The 21228-nt window shown below is 72.1% G+C and carries 20 protein-coding genes; 17 read left to right on the top strand and 3 right to left on the bottom strand.

Features of this window, described 5'->3' with window-relative positions; all coding sequences use genetic code 11:
• Positions 1-157 precede the first annotated feature (157 nt).
• From pdxT to ACFXDE_RS36675, 10 genes are all read left to right on the top strand, one after another.
• Complete coding sequence (pdxT, locus tag ACFXDE_RS36630; protein ID WP_380438013.1) at positions 158-772, top strand: pyridoxal 5'-phosphate synthase glutaminase subunit PdxT; 615 nt, start codon at positions 158-160, stop codon at positions 770-772.
• Between the two features lie 99 nt (positions 773-871).
• Complete coding sequence (locus tag ACFXDE_RS36635) at positions 872-1630, top strand: YebC/PmpR family DNA-binding transcriptional regulator (protein WP_196952243.1); 759 nt, start codon at positions 872-874, stop codon at positions 1628-1630.
• A gap of 140 nt (positions 1631-1770) precedes the next feature.
• On the top strand, positions 1771-2310 hold the full coding sequence (ruvC, locus tag ACFXDE_RS36640; RefSeq protein WP_329925093.1) for a crossover junction endodeoxyribonuclease RuvC: 540 nt from the start codon (positions 1771-1773) through the stop codon (positions 2308-2310).
• Positions 2307-2918 carry a Holliday junction branch migration protein RuvA gene (ruvA, locus tag ACFXDE_RS36645; protein WP_380498723.1) on the top strand — a complete coding sequence of 204 codons (612 nt, stop codon included), beginning with the start codon at positions 2307-2309 and terminating at the stop codon, positions 2916-2918. The genes ruvC and ruvA overlap by 4 nt, the downstream gene beginning before the upstream one ends.
• A gap of 47 nt (positions 2919-2965) precedes the next feature.
• Positions 2966-4045: a Holliday junction branch migration DNA helicase RuvB gene (ruvB, locus tag ACFXDE_RS36650; RefSeq protein ID WP_380438009.1), complete on the top strand. Its 1080-nt coding sequence runs from the start codon at positions 2966-2968 to the stop codon at positions 4043-4045.
• Positions 4046-4291: 246 nt separating this feature from the next.
• Positions 4292-4699, top strand: coding sequence for a preprotein translocase subunit YajC (gene yajC, locus ACFXDE_RS36655; RefSeq protein WP_380498724.1), 408 nt, complete (start codon positions 4292-4294; stop codon positions 4697-4699).
• A gap of 147 nt (positions 4700-4846) precedes the next feature.
• On the top strand, positions 4847-6724 hold the full coding sequence (secD, locus tag ACFXDE_RS36660) for a protein translocase subunit SecD (RefSeq protein ID WP_380498725.1): 1878 nt from the start codon (positions 4847-4849) through the stop codon (positions 6722-6724).
• 4 nt (positions 6725-6728) lie between these two features.
• A complete protein-coding gene (gene secF, locus ACFXDE_RS36665) occupies positions 6729-7832 on the top strand; it encodes a protein translocase subunit SecF (protein WP_380438003.1) in 1104 nt (367 codons plus the stop codon).
• A gap of 25 nt (positions 7833-7857) precedes the next feature.
• Entirely contained in the window at positions 7858-8409 is a 552-nt protein-coding gene (locus tag ACFXDE_RS36670) for an adenine phosphoribosyltransferase (protein WP_380498726.1), read from the top strand.
• 105 nt (positions 8410-8514) lie between these two features.
• Positions 8515-11022 carry a RelA/SpoT family protein gene (locus tag ACFXDE_RS36675; RefSeq protein WP_380437999.1) on the top strand — a complete coding sequence of 836 codons (2508 nt, stop codon included), beginning with the start codon at positions 8515-8517 and terminating at the stop codon, positions 11020-11022.
• Between the two features lie 116 nt (positions 11023-11138).
• On the opposite strand, the gene ACFXDE_RS36680 is transcribed toward ACFXDE_RS36675, so the two are convergent.
• A complete protein-coding gene (locus ACFXDE_RS36680; RefSeq protein ID WP_380498727.1) occupies positions 11139-12368 on the bottom strand; it encodes a DUF349 domain-containing protein in 1230 nt (409 codons plus the stop codon).
• 268 nt (positions 12369-12636) lie between these two features.
• Positions 12637-13485, bottom strand: a complete 849-nt coding sequence (locus tag ACFXDE_RS36685; RefSeq protein ID WP_380437996.1) for a peptidylprolyl isomerase — start codon at positions 13483-13485, stop codon at positions 12637-12639.
• A 278-nt stretch (positions 13486-13763) separates the two neighbouring features.
• On the opposite strand from ACFXDE_RS36685, the gene ACFXDE_RS36690 reads away from it, so the two are divergent.
• The 4 genes from ACFXDE_RS36690 to ACFXDE_RS36705 all read left to right on the top strand — a co-directional run bounded on the left by ACFXDE_RS36690 (position 13764) and on the right by ACFXDE_RS36705 (position 18140).
• Positions 13764-14471: an MBL fold metallo-hydrolase gene (locus ACFXDE_RS36690; protein WP_380437994.1), complete on the top strand. Its 708-nt coding sequence runs from the start codon at positions 13764-13766 to the stop codon at positions 14469-14471.
• An 11-nt stretch (positions 14472-14482) separates the two neighbouring features.
• A complete protein-coding gene (gene hisS, locus ACFXDE_RS36695) occupies positions 14483-15745 on the top strand; it encodes a histidine--tRNA ligase (protein ID WP_380437992.1) in 1263 nt (420 codons plus the stop codon).
• Positions 15742-17532: an aspartate--tRNA ligase gene (aspS, locus tag ACFXDE_RS36700; protein ID WP_380498728.1), complete on the top strand. Its 1791-nt coding sequence runs from the start codon at positions 15742-15744 to the stop codon at positions 17530-17532. The genes hisS and aspS overlap by 4 nt, the downstream gene beginning before the upstream one ends.
• Positions 17533-17627: 95 nt before the next feature.
• The gene (locus tag ACFXDE_RS36705; RefSeq protein ID WP_380498729.1) at positions 17628-18140 is read left to right on the top strand and encodes a GNAT family N-acetyltransferase; all 513 of its coding nucleotides are present in this window, start codon (positions 17628-17630) and stop codon (positions 18138-18140) included.
• Here ACFXDE_RS36705 and ACFXDE_RS36710 read toward each other — a convergent pair.
• Complete coding sequence (locus tag ACFXDE_RS36710; RefSeq protein ID WP_380498730.1) at positions 18137-19054, bottom strand: LysR family transcriptional regulator; 918 nt, start codon at positions 19052-19054, stop codon at positions 18137-18139. The two genes, ACFXDE_RS36705 and ACFXDE_RS36710, sit on opposite strands and share 4 nt — an antisense overlap.
• A 206-nt stretch (positions 19055-19260) precedes the next feature.
• Here ACFXDE_RS36710 and ppk2 point away from each other — a divergent pair, with 206 nt between their 5' ends.
• The 3 genes from ppk2 to ACFXDE_RS36725 form a co-directional block, all read left to right on the top strand.
• Positions 19261-20061 carry a polyphosphate kinase 2 gene (gene ppk2, locus ACFXDE_RS36715; RefSeq protein ID WP_380437983.1) on the top strand — a complete coding sequence of 267 codons (801 nt, stop codon included), beginning with the start codon at positions 19261-19263 and terminating at the stop codon, positions 20059-20061.
• A 73-nt stretch (positions 20062-20134) separates the two neighbouring features.
• On the top strand, positions 20135-20746 hold the full coding sequence (locus ACFXDE_RS36720) for an antibiotic biosynthesis monooxygenase (protein WP_380437981.1): 612 nt from the start codon (positions 20135-20137) through the stop codon (positions 20744-20746).
• A gap of 31 nt (positions 20747-20777) precedes the next feature.
• Positions 20778-21228, top strand: a 451-nt coding sequence (locus ACFXDE_RS36725; RefSeq protein WP_380498731.1) for an AAA family ATPase, incomplete at its 3' end; no start/stop codon positions are given.

A 21228-nucleotide genomic window follows, 5' to 3' on the forward strand; every position in this document is an offset into this window, starting at 1 on the left:
CCGGCCGGTGTCCCGGCGCCGCACACCGGAGCCGGGACGCCCCACCGCCGGGCGTGGGGGGGGCGCCCCCCCCCCCCCCGCGGGCCGCCCGCCGCGCGGGGGGGGGGGGCGGGCCGCGCCACGCACTCCCCCAGAAGATCGAACGAGGTTGAAGACCGTGAGCACTCCCGTCATCGGCGTCCTCGCCCTGCAGGGCGACGTCCGTGAGCACCTGGTGGCGCTGGCCGAGGCCGACGCGCTCGCCCGTCCGGTGCGCCGCGCCGAGGAGCTGGCCGAGGTCGACGCGCTGGTCATCCCCGGCGGTGAGTCCACCACCATGTCCAAGCTGGCCCTGCTGTTCGACGTGATGCAGCCGCTGCGCGAGCGGGTCGCCGCCGGGATGCCGGTGTACGGCACCTGCGCGGGCATGATCATGCTGGCGGACAAGATCCTCGACGGCCGTGAGGACCAGGAGACCGTCGGCGGCATCGACATGACCGTGCGGCGCAACGCCTTCGGCCGCCAGAACGAGTCCTTCGAGTCCGGGATCGCCTTCGACGGCCTGGGCGACGCGCCGGTGCACGGCGTGTTCATCCGCGCGCCCTGGGTCGAGGCCGTCGGTGCCGGCGTGCAGGTGCTGGCCGAGCTCCCCGCCGCGGACGGCCCGGAGAGCCGCATCGTCGCGGTGCGCCAGGGGAACCTGCTGGCCACGTCGTTCCACCCGGAGCTCACCGGCGACCACCGGGTGCACGCCTACTTCGTACGGATGGTCGAGGAGCACCTCGCCGCGTAGCCCGCGGGGCCGTGTGCTGACCGTGTGCTCCTCACCGGTGACGACACCGGTAAGATCTCATCTGTTTCATTTCCATTTGGCGACGTAAAGGAGCTGGCGATGTCCGGCCACTCTAAGTGGGCTACCACCAAGCACAAGAAGGCCGTGATCGACGCCAAGCGCGGCAAGCTCTTCGCCAAGATGATCAAGAACATCGAGGTGGCGGCGCGTACCGGCGGTCCCGACCCGCAGGGCAACCCGACCCTCTACGACGCCATCCAGAAGGCGAAGAAGAGCTCGGTCCCGATCGACAACATCAACCGCGCCGTCAAGCGCGGTGGCGGTCTGGAGGCCGGCGGCGCCGACTACCAGACCATCATGTACGAGGGCTACGGCCCGAACGGCGTCGCGGTCCTGATCGAGTGCCTCACCGACAACCGCAACCGCGCCGCCTCCGACGTGCGCGTCGCCATGACCCGCAACGGCGGCTCGATGGCCGACCCGGGCTCGGTGTCCTACCTGTTCACCCGCAAGGGCGTCGTGATCGTGCCCAAGGCCGACGGCGTGGACGAGGACAAGCTCTTCGAGGTCGTCCTCGACCAGGAGCCCGAGGAGATCAACGACCTCGGCGACTCGTTCGAGATCGTCTCCGAGGCCTCCAAGATGGTCGCCGTGCGCACCGCGCTGGTGGACGCCGGCGTCGACTACGACTCGGCCGAGGCCAACTTCCTCCCGAGCATGCAGGTCGAGCTGGACGTCGACGGCGCCCGCAAGATCCTCAAGCTGATCGACGCGCTGGAGGACAGCGACGACGTGCAGAACGTCTTCGCCAACTTCGACATCTCCGACGAGGTCGGTGCGCAGCTCGACGCCGAGTGAGTCACCCGGTGACCGGTCCGGCGTGACCGTTCTCACTTCCCGGCCCGGTGGTCCCTGGACCACCGGGCCGGTGTCGTCGGTCGGGTTGTCCGACCGGGACGGTAGCCTTCGCAGGTCGAGGACGAGAGGCGGGGCGTGACGTGCGGGTACTGGGCGTGGACCCGGGGCTGACCAGGTGCGGTGTCGGCGTGGTCGAGGGCACGCCGGGGCGGCCGCTGCGGATGGTCGGGGTCGGCGTGGTGCGCACGCCCGCGGACGCCGAGATCGGGCCGCGGCTGCTGCTGGTCGAGCAGGGCATCGAGGCGTGGCTCGACGAGCACCGGCCCGACCTGGTCGCCGTCGAGCGGGTCTTCGCCCAGCACAACGTGCGGACGGTGATGGGCACCGCCCAGGCCAGCGCGGTCGCGATGCTGTGCGCCACCCGGCGCGGCATCCCGGTCACCCTGCACACCCCGAGCGAGGTCAAGGCCGCCGTCACCGGCTCGGGCCGGGCCGACAAGGCGCAGGTCACCGCCATGGTGCAGCGCCTGCTGCGGCTGGACGCCCCGCCGAAGCCGGCCGACGCCGCCGACGCGCTGGCGCTGGCCATCTGCCACATCTGGCGCGGCCGGACGACGAACCGGCTGGAGGCCGCGATCCAGGCGGCCCGCGCCACCCCCCAGAGAGGAAGCATCCGGTGATCGCCTTCGTACAAGGACCCGTGGCGGCCATCTCCACCGGGCTCGCGGTCGTCGAGGTCGGCGGGGTCGGCATGGCCGTGCAGTGCACGCCCAACACGCTGGCCGGGCTGCGGCTGGGCGAGCCGGTCCGGCTCGCGACCTCGCTGGTCGTCCGGGAGGACTCGCTGACGCTGTTCGGCTTCGCCGACGACGACGAGCGGGCCGTGTTCGAGATCCTGCAGGCCGCGCCGGGCGTCGGGCCCAAGCTGGCGCAGGCGATCCTCGGCGTGCACAGTCCGGACGCGCTCCGGCTGGCGGTCGCGAGCGGGGACGAGAAGGCGCTGGTGGCGGTGCCCGGCATCGGCAAGGCCAAGGCGGCCAAGCTGCTGCTGGAGTACAAGGACAAGCTGGGCGCCCCGCACGGCAGCGTCCCGGCGCAGAAGCCGCTCGCCGCCGGGCCCGCGCCGTGGAGCGAGCAGCTGCACTCCGCGCTGGTCGGCCTCGGGTACGCGCCGCGGGAGGCGGACGAGGCGGTCGCCGCGGTCGCCCCGGAGGCGGAGGCGCAGGCCGTCACCGACGTCGGTGCCCTGCTGAAGGCCGCGCTGCGCACCCTGAACCGGGCCCGCTGAAACCCACCTGACGATCTGTCCGTTTGTCGACATTGGAGCCCCCGCTGATGACCCCGTACGACTCCGACCCGGCGGCCGACCGGCTGGTCACGGCCGCCGCCGACGGCGAGGACCAGGCGGTCGAGGCGGCGCTGCGGCCCAAGCTGCTGGAGGAGTTCATCGGCCAGGAGCGGGTGCGCGAGCAGCTGTCGCTGGTGCTCCAGGCCGCCCGCAAGCGCGGCGCCGCGCCGGACCACGTCCTGCTGAGCGGCCCGCCCGGGCTCGGCAAGACGACCCTGTCGATGATCATCGCGGCCGAGCTGGGCGCGCCGATCCGGATCACCTCCGGGCCGGCCATCCAGCACGCGGGCGACCTCGCGGCGATCCTCTCCTCGCTCACCGAGGGGGAGGTGCTCTTCCTCGACGAGATCCACCGGATGTCCCGCCCGGCCGAGGAGATGCTCTACATGGCGATGGAGGACTTCCGGGTCGACGTGATCGTCGGCAAGGGCCCGGGGGCCACCGCCATCCCGCTGGAGCTGCCGCCCTTCACCCTGGTCGGCGCCACCACCCGGGCCGGCCTGCTGCCGCCGCCGCTGCGGGACCGCTTCGGCTTCACCGGGCACATGGAGTTCTACGCGCCGGCCGAGCTCAAGCGGGTGGTGCACCGCTCGGCCGCGCTGCTGGACGTGGAGATCGACCCGGCTGGCGCGGCCGAGATCGCCGGGCGCTCGCGCGGCACCCCGCGCATCGCCAACCGGCTGCTGCGCCGGGTGCGCGACTACGCCCAGGTCCGGCACGACGGCGTGGTCAACGCCGGGATCGCGGCCCAGGCGCTGGACGTCTACGAGGTCGACGCCCGCGGCCTGGACCGGCTGGACCGCGCGGTGCTGGACGCGCTGCTGCGGCTGTTCGGCGGCGGACCGGTCGGTTTGTCGACACTGGCGGTCGCGGTCGGTGAGGAGGCCGAGACGGTCGAGGAGGTCGCCGAGCCGTTCCTGGTGCGCGAGGGCCTGCTCGCCCGCACCCCGCGCGGCCGGATCGCCACCGCCGCCGCCTGGCAGCACCTCGGGATGACCCCTCCGGTCCAGACCACTCGGGGTGCCGTCCCGGCCCAGACGGAACTCTTCCCGCCGGACGAGGGCTGAACGGGTGATGAGCGGTCCCCGGTTCCCGCAGGGCCCCGGTACCGGGCCGGGCGGAGATGCCGGGGGAGAAGTCCGGGGAAACTGTGCAGGCGGAGGGTCGCCACTTTCGGCGACAGGATGCGATGCTTGGCGTTGTCCGATCAGTTCGGGGTCGCCTAGACTCCGCCGGACCGCCCCTCTCACCTGACGGGCCGACCAATACCACACAGGCCGCCGACCGGCGACCCGTAAAGGACCCTGGCTGCAGTGAACTTCATCATCCTTCTCCTCCCGATCATCGCGATCGTGCTCATGTTCCGGTCGCAGAAGAAGCGCCAGCAGCAGATGCAGAGCATGCAGACCTCGCTGGAGCCCGGAGCGGGAGTGCGCACCATCGGCGGTCTGTACGCCCAGGTGAAGGCGGTCCACGACGAGACCGTCGAGCTGGAGATCGCGCCCGGCGTGTTCGCCCACTTCACCAAGAGCGCGGTCGCGGCCGTCCTGGACCCCCAGGAGTACGACGCGATCATCAACGGCCGCCCCGCCGAGGACGAGCTGTCCGAGCCGGAGGACGCGGACGCCGACGCCGCGCCGGTCGAGGACAAGCCGCTGACGCTCACCAAGGACAGCGCCGAGAAGGGCGATGTCGAGGGCGGGGCTCCCGCGAGCAAGTAGTACGGACGGGCAACCCGCCCGGCCGCGCGGCGCAGTGCCGCGAGCCCACAGGACCTCAGGGCCGCAGATCCGCCATGCCCCCGTTCCGCCACGAGCCGGACGGGGGTCCGGTCGGCGAAGTGGCATGGACAGGGAGAAACGAGCAAGGTGGCAACACCCAAGTCGCGCCCGCGCGACGGCTACCCAGGGCGGGCGCTGGCCCTCATCCTGGTCGTCACCGTCGGACTGGTCGCCCTCATGTTCGGGACGGGCAACACCAAGCCCCGCCTCGGGATCGACCTCGCCGGCGGTACCAGCATCACGCTGACCGCGAGGTCGACCGACCCCAAGGCGATCAACAAGTCCAACATGGACATCGCCACCGGGATCATCGAGCGCCGGGTCAACGGGATGGGTGTCTCCGAGGCGGAGGTCCAGACCCAGGGCTCGGACACGATCATCGTGAACATCCCCAAGGGCGGGGACAAGGAGAACGCGGCCGACAAGGTCGGCACCACCGCGAAGCTCTTCTTCCGCCCGGTCCTGGCCGTGGCGCCCAGCGGTCTCCAGATCCCGGCGCCCACCGCCACCCCGTCCGCCGGCGCCTCCGGCACCCCGGCCGCGGCCCCCTCGGCCACCGGTTCGGCCGCTCCCAGCGCCGCTGCCTCCGGCACGCCGTCCGCGGCCGCCGCCGGCACCCCCAGCGCGAGCGCGAGCGCCACCAAGCAGGGCCGCGCGGTCGGTGAGGCCCTCGCGGCCGACGCGAGCCCCTCCACCGCCGCCACCGGCGTGACCGCCGCCGCCAGTGGTGCCGCGAGCGCCCCGGCCTCCGGCGCGCCCTCCGCGGCCGCCTCCGGCGCCCCGAGCGCCCCCGCCACGGCCCCCAACCCGGCCGACCTCGCCGCCGGGCTGACCACGGGCACCGTGCCGCCGGAGCTCCAGGCCGCGTTCGCCACCCTCGACTGCACCAAGCCCGACCAGCGCCAGCAGCTGGGCGTGGCGCAGCCCGAGGACAAGGCCGTCGTCGCCTGCTCCCAGAAGCCCGAGAAGGGCGGCGCCTACTCCAAGCTCGTCCTCGGCCCGGTGGCCGTGAAGGGCTCGGACGTCTCCAAGGCCCAGCCCAGCCTGGACACCCAGCAGGGCAACGGCTGGCAGGTGCAGCTCCAGTTCAACGGCAAGGGCACCGACGACTTCGCCGCCATCACCGGCAAGCTGGCCGCGCTGCCGGACCCGAGCAACCAGTTCGCCATCGTGCTGGACAACGAGGTCGTCTCCCACCCGTTCGTGCGCGGTGCCATCCCCGGCGGCACCGCCGTCATCTCCGGCACCTTCAGCCAGGCCGAGGCGCAGGACCTGTCCAACGTCCTCAGCTACGGCGCCCTGCCGCTGGAGTTCAACCAGGGTGACGTCACCACCGTCTCCCCGCAGCTCGGCTCCGACCAGCTCAAGGCCGGTCTGATCGCCGGCGCGATCGGCATGCTGCTGGTGGTCGCCTACTCGGTGGTCTACTACCGCGGCCTCGGCCTGGTCTCGATCGCCGGTCTGATCGTCTCGGCGATCCTGACCTACTCGATCATGAGCCTGCTCGGCGGCGGGATCGGCTTCGCGCTGAACCTGCCGGCGGTCTGCGGTGCGATCGTCGCGATCGGCATCACCGCCGACTCGTTCATCGTGTACTTCGAGCGCATCCGCGACGAGGTCCGCGAGGGCGCCCCGCTGCGCCCGGCGGTCCAGCGGGCCTGGCCGCGCGCCCGGCGCACCATCCTGGTGTCGGACTTCGTGTCGTTCCTCTGTGCCGCGGTGCTCTACATCGTCTCCGTCGGCAAGGTGCAGGGCTTCGCCTTCACCCTGGGTCTGACCACCGCGCTCGACGTCGTCGTGATCTTCCTCTTCACCAAGCCGATGATCACCCTGCTGGCCCGCCGGAAGTTCTTCTCCGACGGCCACCCGTGGTCCGGCCTGGACCCGAAGCGGCTGGGCGCCCGCCCGCCGCTGCGCAGCAGCCGTCGCCGTAGCCCCTCCTCTGCCGCCGTGAAGGAGGCCTGACACCGTGTCACGCTTCTCCAATCTGGGACACCGGCTCTACCAGGGCGAGATCAGCTTCGATTTCGTCGGCCGCCGCAAGGTCTGGTACTCGATCTCCGGCGTGATCGTGCTGGTCGCGGCGATCGGCCTGGCCATGGGCCTGCACCTGGGCATCGAGTTCAAGGGCGGCTCGGTCTACACCGTGACCAAGCCGGGCCTGAGCGTCTCGCAGGCGCAGACCACGGCCGACGAGGTCGTGTCCTCGCACCCGCTGGTGCAGTCCACGGACAACAACAAGATCCGCATCCAGGTCAGCACCGACGAGGCGAAGAGCTCGGACGAGATCCGCTCGCAGCTCGCCCAGAAGTTCTCCGTGCCGCTGGACACCGTCGAGGCCCAGGTGATCGGCCCCAGCTGGGGCAAGCAGATCTCCCAGAAGGCGCTCACCGGTCTGATCGTCTTCATGATCCTGGTGACGATCTACCTGGCGATCGCGTTCGAGTGGCGGATGGCGGTGGCCGCCCTGGTCGCCCTCATCCACGACCTCCTGATCACCATCGGCGTGTACGCCCTGGTGGGCTTCGAGGTCACCCCCGGTACGGTGATCGGCTTCCTGACGATCCTCGGGTACTCGCTCTACGACACGGTCGTCGTCTTCGACACCGTGAAGGAGAACACCAAGGGGCTCACCAAGCAGAACAAGCTCACCTACAGCGAGGCGGCCAACGCGGGCCTCAACCAGACCCTGGTGCGTTCGCTCAACACCACCGTGGTCGCCCTGCTGCCGGTCGCCGCGCTGCTGTTCATCGGTGGCGGCATCCTGGGTGCCGGCACGCTGAACGACATCTCGCTCGCGCTGTTCATCGGTCTCGCGGCCGGTGCGTACTCCTCGATCTGCGTCGCCACCCCGCTGCTGGCGCAGCTCAAGGAGGAGCAGCCGCAGATGAAGGCGCTGCGCAAGCGGGTCCTGCAGCACCGCGCCAGCCAGGCGGCCAAGGCCGAGGCGGCCGGGGGCGTCGAGGACGCGCAGGGCGAGGAGCCCGCGGACGAGCCGGCCGGTATGGTCGGTCAGCGCGGCCGGTCGGCCGGCACCTCGCGTGCCAAGGGCCGTCCGTCCACCAAGCGCTGAGCCCCGACCCGAAGGACAGGACACCGTGACCACCGCCGACACCGCACTGGCCGAGCTGCTGAACAGCCGGATCCGGGACGTCCCGGACTACCCGAAGCCGGGTGTGCTGTTCAAGGACATCGCGCCGCTGCTCGCCGACGCCGAGGCCTTCGGCGCCCTCACCCGCGCGCTCGCGGAGCGGGCGCAGGAGCTCGGGGCGACGAAGGTGGTCGGCCTGGAGGCGCGCGGCTTCGTGCTGGCGGCTCCGGCGGCCTTCGCGGCCGGGCTGGGCTTCGTGCCGATCCGCAAGGCCGGCAAGCTGCCCGGCGAGGTGTTCCGGCGCTCGTACGAGCTGGAGTACGGCTCGGCGACGCTGGAGGTGCAGTGCGACGCCTTCGCGCCCGGTGAGCGGGTGCTGGTGGTGGACGACGTGCTGGCCACCGGCGGGACCATCGGCGCCTCGCTGGACCTGGTGAAGGAGGCGGGCGCCGAGCCGGCGGGCGTCGTCGTGCTGATGGAGCTGGGTTTCCTGGACGGCCGCGAGCGGCTGGCCGGGCACCTCGGCGGGGCTCCGCTGGAGACCCTGGTCACGGTCTGAGGGGCCTGCGGGACCTGAGTGGCAGGCGGCGGTCGGATCATCCGACCGCCGCCTTCGCGTGTCCCCACCCGGGCGGCTGAACACCCGAGCGCCCGGCTCGGTACCATGAAGATTCATCCCCTCCCGGTTGTGCGCTGGTGGCGCGGCCCGCGAGGGGCCGGCCCGGTGCCCCGAGGAGTGTCCTTGCCCGACGAGGTTGTGCCCACGGCCGCAGCGGCCGCCCCCGAAGACCGTCCCACGCCCTCGGGGGCCACCCCGGCACGCCCGGCGCCGACCTCCTCGCGTTCGTTCCCGCCCACCGGACGGGGCTCCACCACCGGCGGCATGCGCGCCCGCCTGGCCCGCCTCGGCGGCCAGCGCTCCAGCGTGCTCAACCCCGTCCTGGAGCCGCTGTTCCGCTCGATCCGGGCGAACGACCCGAAGGCCGACCCGGTGCTGCTGCGCGACATCGAGCGCGCCTACGCGGTGGCCGAGAAGTGGCACCGCGGCCAGAAGCGCAAGAGCGGCGACCCGTACATCACCCACCCGCTGGCCGTCGCGACCATCCTGGCCGAGCTCGGCATGGACGCCCCGACCCTGATGGCCGGGCTGCTGCACGACACCGTCGAGGACACCGACTACGGCCTGGAGACCCTGCGCAAGGACTTCGGCGACTCGGTGGCCCTGCTGGTCGACGGCGTCACCAAGCTCGACCGGGTCAAGTTCGGCGAGGCCGCGCAGGCCGAGACCGTCCGCAAGATGGTCGTCGCGATGGCCAAGGACCCGCGCGTCCTGGTGATCAAGCTGGCCGACCGCCTGCACAACATGCGCACGATGCGCTACCTCAAGCGGGAGAAGCAGGAGAAGAAGGCCCGCGAGACGCTGGAGATCTACGCCCCGCTGGCGCACCGGCTGGGCATGAACACCATCAAGTGGGAGCTGGAGGACCTCGCCTTCGCGATCCTCTACCCCAAGATGTACGACGAGATCGTCCGGCTGGTCGCCGAGCGCGCCCCCAAGCGGGACGAGTACCTGGCGACCGTCATCGACCAGGTCCAGGGCGACCTGCGCGGCGCCCGGATCACCGCCTCCGTCACCGGACGGCCGAAGCACTACTACTCGGTCTACCAGAAGATGATCGTCCGGGGCCGGGACTTCGCCGAGATCTACGACCTGGTGGGCATCCGGGTCCTGGTCGACACCGTCCGCGACTGCTACGCGGCGCTGGGCACCATCCACGCGCGGTGGAACCCGGTGCCGGGGCGGTTCAAGGACTACATCGCGATGCCCAAGTTCAACATGTACCAGTCGCTGCACACGACGGTGATCGGGCCCGGCGGCAAGCCCGTCGAGCTCCAGATCCGCACCTTCGACATGCACCGGCGGGCCGAGTACGGCATCGCCGCGCACTGGAAGTACAAGCAGCGCGCGGTGGCCGGCGCCTCCAAGGTCCGCACCGACACGCCGACCCAGGTCCGCAAGGACGACAAGGCCGGCGCCGTCAACGAGATGGCCTGGCTGCGGCAGCTGCTGGACTGGCAGAAGGAGACCGCCGACCCGGGCGAGTTCCTGGAGTCGCTGCGCTTCGACCTGGCCAGCAACGAGGTCTTCGTCTTCACCCCCAAGGGCGACGTGATAGCCCTGCCGGCCGGTGCGACCCCGGTCGACTTCGCCTTCGCGGTGCACACCGAGGTCGGTTACCGGACCATCGGCGCCCGGGTGAACGGCCGGCTGGTGCCGCTGGAGTCGACCCTGGAGAACGGCGACGCCGTCGAGGTGTTCACCTCCAAGGCGGAGAACGCCGGCCCCTCGCGGGACTGGCTGGGCTTCGTCAAGTCGCCGCGCGCCCGCAACAAGATCCGCGCCTGGTTCTCCAAGGAGCGCCGCGAGGAGGCGATCGAGCACGGCAAGGAGGCGATCGTCCGGGCGATGCGCAAGCAGGGCCTGCCGATCCAGCGGATCCTGACCGGCGACTCGCTGGTCACGCTGGCCCACGAGATGCGCTACCCCGACATCTCCTCGCTCTACGCCGCGATCGGCGAGGGGCACGTCGCCGCGCAGAACATCGTCCAGAAGCTGGTCCAGGCGCTCGGCGGCGAGGAGGGTGCCACCGAGGACCTGGCCGAGACCGCGACCCCGACGCACGACCGGCGGGCCGTGCGCCGCCGGGCCAAGGGCGACCCGGGCGTGATCGTCAAGGGCGTCGAGGACGTCTGGGTCAAGCTGTCCCGCTGCTGCACCCCGGTGCCGGGCGACCCGATCGTCGGCTTCGTGACCCGCGGCAACGGCGTCTCGGTGCACCGCGCCGACTGCGTCAACGTCGAGGCGCTGAGCCAGCAGCCCGAGCGGATGATCGACGTCGAGTGGGCCGCCACCCAGTCCTCGGTCTTCCTGGTCGCGATCCAGGTCGAGGCGCTGGACCGCTCGCGCCTGCTCTCGGACGTCACCCGGGTGCTCTCTGACCAGCACGTCAACATCCTGTCGGCGGCGGTGCAGACCTCGCGCGACCGGGTCGCGATGAGCCGCTTCACCTTCGAGATGGGCGACCCGAAGCACCTCGGCCACGTGCTCAAGGCCGTCCGCGGCGTCGAGGGCGTCTACGACGTCTACCGCGTCACCTCGGCCCGCAAGTGACGTAGGCGACGCCCGCGCAGCAGGCAGCGCGGGCGTCGCGGGGCATGAGGAAGGCCCCCGGGGCTCTTGGAATCCAAGAGCCCCGGGGGCCTTCGCCGTTCAGCGGGCCGAGGGGATCAGCCGCTGAACTCCTCCTGGCTCTTGTGGGCCTGCTCCAGCAGCTCCTGGACGCCGGCCAGCTCCTTCTCCAGCTTGGTGACCTTGGAGGCGTTGCCGGCGGCGCGGGCCTTGTCCAGGTCGGCCTGGATCTTCTCGGCCTTGGCCTGGAAGAGGCCGACCATGCCGGCCGCGCGGGCCTTGGCCTCCGGGTTGGAGCGCTTCCACTCGCTGTCCTCGGCCTCGCGGATCGCCCGCTCGACCGCGTTCAGCCGGCCGTCCAGCTTCGGACGGGCGTCGCGCGGCACGTGCCCGATCGCCTCCCAGCGCTCGTTGACCTCGCGCAGCGCGGCCTTGGCGGCCTTGAGGTCGGTGATCGGCAGGATCGCCTCGGCCTCGACCGCCAGCGCCTCCTTGAGCTTCTGGTTCTCCACCTGCTCGGCGTCCCGCTCGCTGAACACCGCGGAACGGGCCTGGAAGAAGACGTCCTGCGCGCCGCGGAACCGCGCCCACAGCTCGTCCTCGACGTCCCGCTGGGCGCGCCCGGCGGCCTTCCAGCGCGCCATCAGGTCGCGGTAGCGGGCCGCGGTGTCGCCCCACTCGGTGGACGAGGACAGCGCCTCGGCCTCGGTGACCAGCGACTCCTTGGTCTGCCGGGCCTGCTCGCGCTCGTTGTCCAGCGCCGCGAAGTGCGACTTGCGGTGCTTGGAGAAGACCGAGCGGGCGTGCGAGAAGCGGTGCCACAGCTCGTCGTCGCTCTTGCGGTCCAGGCGGGGCAGGCCCTTCCAGGTGTCCACCAGGGCGCGCAGCCGGTCGCCGGCCTCCCGCCACTGGGTGGACTCGGCGAGCTGCTCGGCCTCCGCGACCAGCGCCTCCTTGGCGGTGCGGGTCTCGTCCTGGGCCTTGGCCCGGGCGGCCTTGCGCTCCTCGCGCCGGGTCTCGATCTCACCGGCCAGCGTGTCCAGCCGCTTGGCCAGGCCCTCCAGGTCGCCCACCGCGTGCCCCTCGGTCACCTGCGCGCGCAGGTGCTCCAGCGCGGTCTGGGCGTCCTTGGCGGCCAGGTCGGTGGTGCGCACCCGCTTCTCCAGCAGGCCGATCTCCACCTCGATGCCCTGGTACTTGCGCTCGAAGTAGGCCAGGGCCTCCTCGGGCGAGCCGGCCTGCCAGGAACCCACGACGCGTTCGCCGTCGGCCGTCCTGACGTAGACCGTGCCCTGCTCGTCGACACGGCCCCACGGGTCGCTGCTCATAGCGCGTCCTCCACATGACGTCGCGCCCGCGCCGGGGCGGCGCGCGTCCGTCGTCCACAGTTGATGTGCGGCGGACCGAAGAAGTCCGCCGTCCCCGTCCGCCGTGTCCTGCTCGCCGAGGGTGACGGCTAAGGCGGGTCCGGGCACCCTACACAACGCCAACATAGGCGACCAGGCCCGGTGCTGTCCGCATCCGGGCCGGGCGATTTCGGGCCGGGGCCGCGCCGGAGCGCGCTCGGGAGCGCGCCGGGGCGGGCCCCGGGGCTCGTCAACCCTTGGCCGTGGTCACCGAGTTGAGGGTGACGTCGGCCATCGGGTGGCCGTCCGGGCGGCCCTCCAGGGTGCCCGCGGCGGCGATCTTCTGCAGCACGTCCAGGCCCCCGGTGATCTTGCCGAAGGGGGTGTACTTCGGGTCGAGCTGGGTGTCCTTGTAGACCAGGAAGAACTGGCTCCCGTTGGTCCCCGGGCCGGAGTTGGCCATCGCCACGGTGCCGGCCGGGTAGGTCGCGCCGGCCAGGTTCTCGTCGGCGAACTTGTAGCCGGGGCCGCCCATGCCACCCGGCACGGTCGCGCTGGCGGTCGGGTCGCCGCACTGGAGCACGAAGATGCCGCCCGTGGTGAGGCGGTGGCACTTGGTGTGGTCGAAGTACTGCTCGCCGGACAGGAAGGCGAAGGAGTTCGCCGCGTGCGGGGCCTTGGCCGCGTCCAGCGCGATCGTCACCTTGCCGCAGTTGGTGTCCAGCGTCGCCGTGTAGGTGCCCGAGGCGTCGAGCGTCATGGCCGGCTCGGCCTGCCACTGCTTGCCGTTCGGCTTGCCCGGCGCCGGGTCCGTGCAGCCCTCGACCGGCTTGCGGGTCGGCGCGGGCGGCGCGCTGGCGTCGGTCGCCGCGGGCTGCGTAGGCGCGGCCTGGGCGGTGCTCGACTTGTCCTTGTCGTCCGAGCCGAAGGCGCCCGTGGCGAAGAGGGTGCCGCCGCCGGCCAGGACCACCACGGCGAGCGAGGCGCCGAGGATCGTGTTGCGGCGCTTGCGGGCACTCGCCGCCGCGACGCGGCGCTCCATCTGGCGCTCGTACTTCTCGCGGGCGAGCTGCCGCCGCCGCTGTTCGCTGCTGACCACCGGCCGTGTCTCCTGAACGATGTGCGCTGGGCCTCCCGCCCGATCGCGGGCGAGGAGGGATGGTGAAGGATTCCGGAGCGGATCATCGCATCCATCGGCGGCCAAGTGTAGGGACCCGGCCCGTAAGAAGGCGGTGAACCTGTCAGGCGAACCGCGCCCGGCACCCCAATCTGGTTCGCAACCGGACCCGCACCGCCGGTAGGCTGCCCCTAAATCACTCTTGGCAGCATCCGTACTGGCAGCCGTCACGGCCTGTCGCCGCACACCGAAGGACGCGCGTGTTCATCGCCGGATTCCCCGCTGGAGCCTGGGGCACCAACTGCTACCTGGTCGCGCCGGGGCCCGGTGAGGAGTGCGTCATCGTCGATCCCGGCCACCAGGCCGCGGCCGGCGTCGAGGAACTGGTCCGCGAGCACCGGCTGAAGCCCGTCGCCGTGCTGCTCACCCACGGCCACATCGACCACGTCGCCTCGGTGGTCCCGGTCTGCGGCGCCCGCGGCGTCCCGGCCTGGATCCACCCCGAGGACCGGTACATGATGGCCGACCCGGAGAAGGCGCTCGGCCGCTCCCTGGGCACCCAGCTGATGGGCGAGCTCACCGTCGGCGAGCCCGACGACGTCCGCGAGCTCACCGACGGCAGCGTGCTGGAGCTGGCCGGCCTGCGGCTCACCGTGGACCACGCCCCGGGCCATACCGGGGGGTCGGTGACCTTCCGGACGCCCGGAGCCGAGGACCTCCCCCCGGTGCTCTTCTCGGGCGACCTGCTGTTCGCCGGCTCCATCGGGCGCACCGACCTCCCGGGCGGGGACAGCGAGGCGATCATGCGGTCGCTGGCCCGGGTGTGCCTGCCCCTCGACGATTCCACCGTGGTCCTCTCCGGCCACGGCGGTCAGACCACCATCGGCCGCGAGCGCGCCACCAACCCCTACCTCCGACAGGCAGCGGGGGCGGCCGGCGCCCCGGCTTTCCCGCGACGAGGAATGTGACGGAAGAGAAGTTGAGCACCTTCACCGCCCCCAAGGGCACCTACGACCTGCTGCCCCCCAGCTCCGCGACCTTCCTGGCGATCCGCGAGCGCATCGCCGCGCCCGCCCGCCGGGCCGGTTACGGCTACATCGAGACCCCGGTCTTCGAGGACGTGAAGCTGTTCTCCCGCGGCGTCGGCGAGTCCACCGACATCGTGACCAAGGAGATGTTCTCCCTCACCAAGCGCGGCAAGGAGGACCTCGCGCTGCGCCCCGAGGGCACCGCCTCGGTGCTGCGCGCCGCGCTCCAGGCCAACCTGCACAAGCTGGGCAACCTGCCGGTCAAGCTCTGGTACTCCGGCTCGTACTACCGCTACGAGCGCCCGCAGGCCGGCCGCTACCGCCAGTTCTCCCAGGTCGGCGCCGAGGCCATCGGCGCCGAGGACCCGGCCCTGGACGCCGAGCTGATCATCCTCGCCGACGACGCGTTCCGCTCGCTGGGCCTGTCGAACTACACGCTGCTGCTCAACAGCCTCGGCGACAAGCAGTGCCGCCCGGTCTACCGCGCCGCCCTGATCGACTTCCTCTCCGGCCTCGACCTGGACGAGGAGACCCGCCGCCGCGCCGAGATCAACCCGCTGCGCGTCCTCGACGACAAGCGCGAGTCCGTCCAGGAGCAGCTCGTCGGCGCGCCGATGCTGCGCGACTTCCTGTGCGAGGACTGCAAGGCGTACGACGAGAAGGTCCGCGAGCTGCTCACCGCCAACGGCGTCGCGTTCACCGACGACCCCAAGCTCGTGCGCGGCCTGGACTACTACACCCGCACCACCTTCGAGTTCGTGCACAACGGCCTCGGCGCCCAGTCCGCGATCGGCGGCGGCGGCCGCTACGACGGCCTGTCCGAGATGATCGGCGGCCCGGCGCTGCCGTCCGTCGGCTGGGCCCTCGGCGTGGACCGCACCTACCTCGCGCTGGAGGCCGAGGGCGTCGTCCTCGACCTGCCGGCCGCCACCTCCGTCTACGCCGTCGCGCTCGGCGAGGAGGCCAAGAACCTGCTGTTCGCCAAGGTGGTCGAGCTGCGCCGGGCCGGCGTCGCCACCGACCTCGCCTTCGGCGTCAAGAGCATCAAGAACGCCATGAAGTCCGCCGACCGGTCCGGCGCCCGCTTCGCCCTGATCGCCGGGGACCGGGACCTCGCCGAGGGCGTCGTCCAGCTCAAGGACATGAGCACCGGCGAGCAGTCCCCCGTCGCCCTCGACGCACTCGTCACCACCCTGAAGGAGAAGCAGCTGTGATCCGCACGCACGACGCGGGCACGCTCCGCCCGGAGCACGCAGGCACCACCGTCACCCTGGCCGGCTGGGTCGCCCGCCGCCGCGACCACGGCGGCGTGGCCTTCATCGACCTGCGCGACGCCTCCGGCACCGTGCAGATCGTGGTCCGCGACCTGGACTCGGTGCACGGCCTTCGCGCCGAGTACTGCGTCAAGGTCGTCGGCGACGTCCGGGTGCGCCCCGAGGGCAACGAGAACCCCGACATCCCGACCGGCGCCGTCGAGGTCGTCGTCAGCGACATCGAGGTCCTCTCCGAGGCCGCGCCGCTGCCGTTCCCGGTCGCCGAGTACGAGCCGGGCACGGTCAACGAGGAGGTCCGGCTGCGCTACCGCTACCTGGACCTGCGCCGCGAGGGCCCGGCCAAGGGCCTGCGACTGCGCTCGAAGGTCAACAACATCATCCGCCGGGTGATGGAGGAGAACGACTTCCTCGACATCGAGACGCCGTACCTGACCCGCTCCACCCCCGAGGGCGCCCGCGACTTCCTCGTCCCGGTTCGCCTGCAGCCCGGCCACTGGTACGCCCTGCCGCAGTCGCCCCAGCTGTTCAAGCAGCTGCTGATGGTGGCCGGCATGGAGCGCTACTACCAGATCGCCCGCTGCTTCCGCGACGAGGACTTCCGCGCCGACCGGCAGCCGGAGTTCACCCAGCTGGACATCGAGGCCTCGTTCGTCGACCAGGAGGACATCCTGGCCCTCGGCGAGAAGATCGTCGGCGCCATCTGGCGCGAGGTGCACGGCTACGAGGTCCCGAACCCGCTGCCGCGGATGACCTACGCGGACGCCATGTCCCGCTACGGCTCCGACAAGCCGGACGTCCGCTTCGGCCAGGAACTCACCGACCTCACCGCGTACTTCAAGGGCACCGAGTTCCGCGTCTTCCAGGCCCCGTACGTCGGCGCCGTGGTCATGCCGGGCGGCGCCTCGCAGCCCCGCAAGGCCCTCGACGCCTGGCAGGACTGGGCCAAGGCGCGCGGCGCCCGCGGCCTGGCCTACGTCGTCATCGACGCCGAGACCGGCGAGCTGCGCGGCCCGGTCGCCAAGAACCTCTCCGAGGAGCACCTGGCCGGCCTGGCCGCCGCCGCCGGCGCCAAGAACGGCGACGCGATCTTCTTCGCGGCCGGCAAGGAGCGCGCCTCGCAGGAGCTGCTCGGCGCCGCCCGTCTGGAGATCGGCCGCCGCTGCGAGCTGATCGACGAGTCGCAGTGGGCCTTCCTCTGGGTCGTCGACTTCCCGATGTTCGAGCCGATCGAGGACGACAAGGGCGAGTTCCAGGGCTGGCACGCGGTGCACCACCCGTTCACCGCCCCGACCGCGGAGTCGCTGGCCACCTTCGACACCGACCCGGGCTCGGCGTTGTCCAACGCCTACGACCTCGTGCTCAACGGCTCGGAGCTGGGCGGCGGTTCGATCCGTATCCACCAGCGGGACGTCCAGAAGCGCGCGTTCGACGCGATCGGCCTGTCCGAGGAGGAGGCGGCCTCGCAGTTCGGCTTCCTGCTGGACGCCTTCAACTACGGCCCGCCGCCGCACGGTGGCGTCGCCTTCGGCCTGGACCGGATCGTCACCCTCCTCGGCGGGTACGACACCATCCGGGACGTCATCGCCTTCCCGAAGACGTCCACCGGCGGCGACCCGCTGACCGGCGCCCCGACCCCGATCACCCCGGCGCAGCGCCGCGAGGCCGGCGTGGACGCCCAGCCCAAGGTCCGCGAGGACGCCAAGTCCGAGGCGCAGCCCAAGGGCTGACGCACCATCGGCTAACCTGCAACGGCCCCGGACGGTCCACCCACCGTCCGGGGCCGGTCCACAAGGACGTGTGACACAGGGAGGGTTGACCACCCATGAAGGTCAGAACCAGAGTCGAATGTCCGGACGACGCGCCGGCCACCCGGCGGGTCCACATGGCGGCGTTCCCGGGCCCGGACGAGGCGGACCTCGTGGACGCGCTGCGGCGCGACCCGGCCTGGCTGCCCGGGCTCTCGGTGGTGGCGGTCGACGACGGCGGGCTGGTGATCGGGCACGCCCTGCTGACCCGGCTGCGGGTCGGCGCGGACGGCGAGGGCCTCGCGCTCGCGCCGGTCGCGGTCGCGCCGGAGTGGCAGCGCAAGGGCGTCGGCGAACTCGTCGTGCGCGCGGCGCTGTCGGCGGCCGAGGAGGCGGGGGAGAAGCTCGTGGTCGTCCTCGGCGACCCGGCCTACTACCGCCGGTTCGGTTTCGCGCCGGCCCGGCTGCACGAGGTGACCGGCCCGTTCGAGGTGCCGGAGGCGTACTTCCAGACGCTCGCGCTGCCCGGGTACGACGGCGCGCCGCGCGGGCTGTGCCGCTACCCCGAGCCGTTCGAGGCCGCGGCTTAGGGCGTGCCCTGGTCCCGGCCCGCGGAGCCGAACGTGGCCCGGCTGCTGTGCACGAACGCGGCCATCGCCGGGGTGAGTTGGCGGTCCCTGGGCCAGTAGAGCCCGACCTGGCTCGGACTCAGGTCCGCCACCGGCCGGTACGCGACGTCCTCGCGCGGTGCCAGTCGGCTCATGGTCTCCGGTGCGATCCCGATGCCCTGGCCGCACACCACCGCGGCCAGCCACTCGTCGGTGTTGTGCGCCACCGCGCCGATCCGCACCGGACGCCCACGCCGCTCCTCGCCGGCGAGCCAGTACTCGCGCCAGTGCCCGGCCTCGTGCGGGATCGCGACGAACGGCTCGTCCAGGAGGTCCGCCAGCCGTACCTCCGCCAGCGATGCCAGCCGGTGCCCGGCGGGCATCGCCACCACCCGCGGCTCCTCGCCCAGCACGGCGACGTTGTACTGCGAGGCCAGGTAGGGCGGCGCGTGCCAGAGGGTGAGGTCGATCTCGCCGGTGGCCAGGCCCGAGGTCGGGTCGAACCAGTTGTTCTGCCGCAGCTCCACCTGCCAGCCGGGCATCCGCCGGGAGAAGTCGGCGACCGTGCTGCGGGTCATCAGGTTGATGATGCCGCCCTCGAACCCCACCCGCAGCGTCGCCACCTGCTCGGCGGCCGCCGCCCTGGTGGCGCGCAGCGCCTCGTCCCAGCCGGCCAGCATCGCGCCGGCGTGCTGGGCGAGCGCGCGGCCGGCCGGGGTGGGGGTCATGCCCCGGCGCGAGCGCTCGAAGAGTTCGACCCCGAGCAGCGTCTCCAGCTGGCGGATCTGCTTGGTCAGCGTCGGCTGGGAGACGAACAGCCGGGCCGCGGCGGCCGTGAGCTGTCCCTCCTCGCAGACCGCGGCGAAGCTGCGCAGCAGGCGGGTGTCGATATCCATGCCCCAAGGTTATGGAACCGGAAATTGGACCGGTCCGGCAGGTCTGGGCGAAGGTTGATCGTTCGGTCTCGCGACCGGTGATCGGGGGAGTGCGGCAGCGGCGGTTCAGGGGGCCGCCGCTGCCGCCCACGTCCGCCCACGACCTGCGGATCCGGCCTTCGGCGCCTACCGTGAGGGATCATCAGCGGTTGGACGGAGGATCCCGGGTGGCCAAGGTGCAGCGACTGGCGAAGCGGCCGTACGAGCGGGAACTGCTGCGGCTCCAGCAGGAGCTGGTGAAGCTCCAGGAGTGGGTGCGGGTCGAGGGCGCCCGGCTGGTCGTCGTCTTCGAGGGCCGCGACGCGGCGGGCAAGGGCGGCGCGATCAAGCGGGTGACGGAGTATCTGAACCCCCGCATCGCCCGGGTCGCGGCGCTGCCGACCCCGACCGAGCGGCAGAAGAGCCAGTGGTACTTCCAGCGGTACGTCGAGCAGCTGCCGGCGGCCGGGGAGATCGTGCTGTTCGACCGCAGCTGGTACAACCGGGCCGGGGTCGAGCGGGTGATGGGCTTCTGCACCGACGAGGAGTACTGGCAGTTCCTGCACCAGTGCCCGACCTTCGAGCGGATGCTGATCGAGGCCGGCATCCTGCTGCGCAAGTACTGGTTCTCGGTGAGCGACACCGAGCAGGAGCGGCGCTTCCGGGACCGCTTGGAGGACCCGATGAAGCGCTGGAAGCTCTCCCCGATGGACGTCGAGTCGATCACCCACTGGGAGGACTACTCGCGGGCCAAGGACGAGATGTTCGTCTACACCGACACCCCGGACTCGCCGTGGCACGTGGTGGAGAGCGACGACAAGCGCCGGGCCCGGGTCAACATGATCGCCCACCTGCTGTCCACCGTGTCGTACCACGAGGTGGCCGCGCCGAGGATCGCCCTGCCGCCGCGCCCGGCCCCGCGCGGCTACCAGCGGCCCCCGCGCGACCTCCAGAAGTACGTTCCGGACCACGCTGCCAGACTGGAGTAGACGGGGCTTCTCCGGGCGCCGCACTCCTGCGATCGGGCCCCCGTGGCGCCCTGCGACGTCGGGAGGCGTGCTCATGTTCGTCCGTACCGTTTATGCCACCGGGCACCCCGATCGGATCGACCGGACCCTCGACGGGCTCCGCACCGAGGCCGTCGGGCTGCTCGCCCCGCAGCCGGGCTACCTCGGCTACGGGCTGTACGCCGACCGGGCGCTGGGCAAGATCACCATGAGCTCGTGGTGGGACACCGCGCAGGCCGAGCGGGACAGCGACCGGGAGCTCGGCGAGCGCCGGGCCGAGCTGCTCGCGCCGCTGGCCGGCACCGTGGCCACCGACGTGTGGGAGGCCGTCGCGGCGGCCCCGCCCGGTGACGCCGGGCCGGGTGCCGGGTTCCGGCTGGTGCGGGCCGAGGTCGACCCGGCCAAGGTGGACCGGCTGGCGGAGGTCTTCCGGGAGCGGGCGCTGCCCCTGCTGGAGAAGACCGACGGCTTCGTCACCGGCGCGATGCTCGTCGACCGGGCGCGCGGCCGGGCCGTGGTGGGCACGATCTTCGCCGACCGGGCGAGCCTGGAGGCCTCCCGCGGGCCGCAGGCCGACGCCCGGGCGCAGGCCTCGGCCGCCGTCGGCGCCACCATCGTGTCGGTGGAGGAGTTCGAGGTCGTCCTGCTGGACCGCCGGAAGCGGTAGGCCTGTCCGCACCCTCGCATAGGCTTCCGGTGTGGACGAACCGGACCTCTTCACCGCCGCCGCCGAGGAACGCCAGGCCAAGGAGCCCGGCCGGGCCCCACTGGCCGTGCGGATGCGCCCGCGCACCCTGGACGAGGTCGCCGGGCAGCGCCGGCTGCTCAAGGCCGGCTCGCCGCTGCGCCGGCTGGTGTCCGGCTCGCGCGGGCCGGCCGCGACCAGCTCGGTGATCCTCTGGGGCCCGCCCGGCACCGGCAAGACCACGCTCGCGCACGTCATCAGCCAGGCCGTCGAGGGGCGCTTCGTCGAGCTGTCCGCGATCACCGCCGGCGTCAAGGAGGTGCGCGCGGTCATCGACGGCGCCCGGCGGGCCGTCGGCATGTCCGGCCGCGAGACGGTGCTCTTCCTGGACGAGATCCACCGCTTCTCCAAGGCCCAGCAGGACTCGCTGCTGCCGGCCGTCGAGAACCGCTGGGTCACCCTGC

The organism is Kitasatospora sp. NPDC059408 (assembly GCF_042751525.1).
In the GTDB taxonomy this organism is placed as follows: Bacteria; Actinomycetota; Actinomycetes; order Streptomycetales; family Streptomycetaceae; genus Kitasatospora.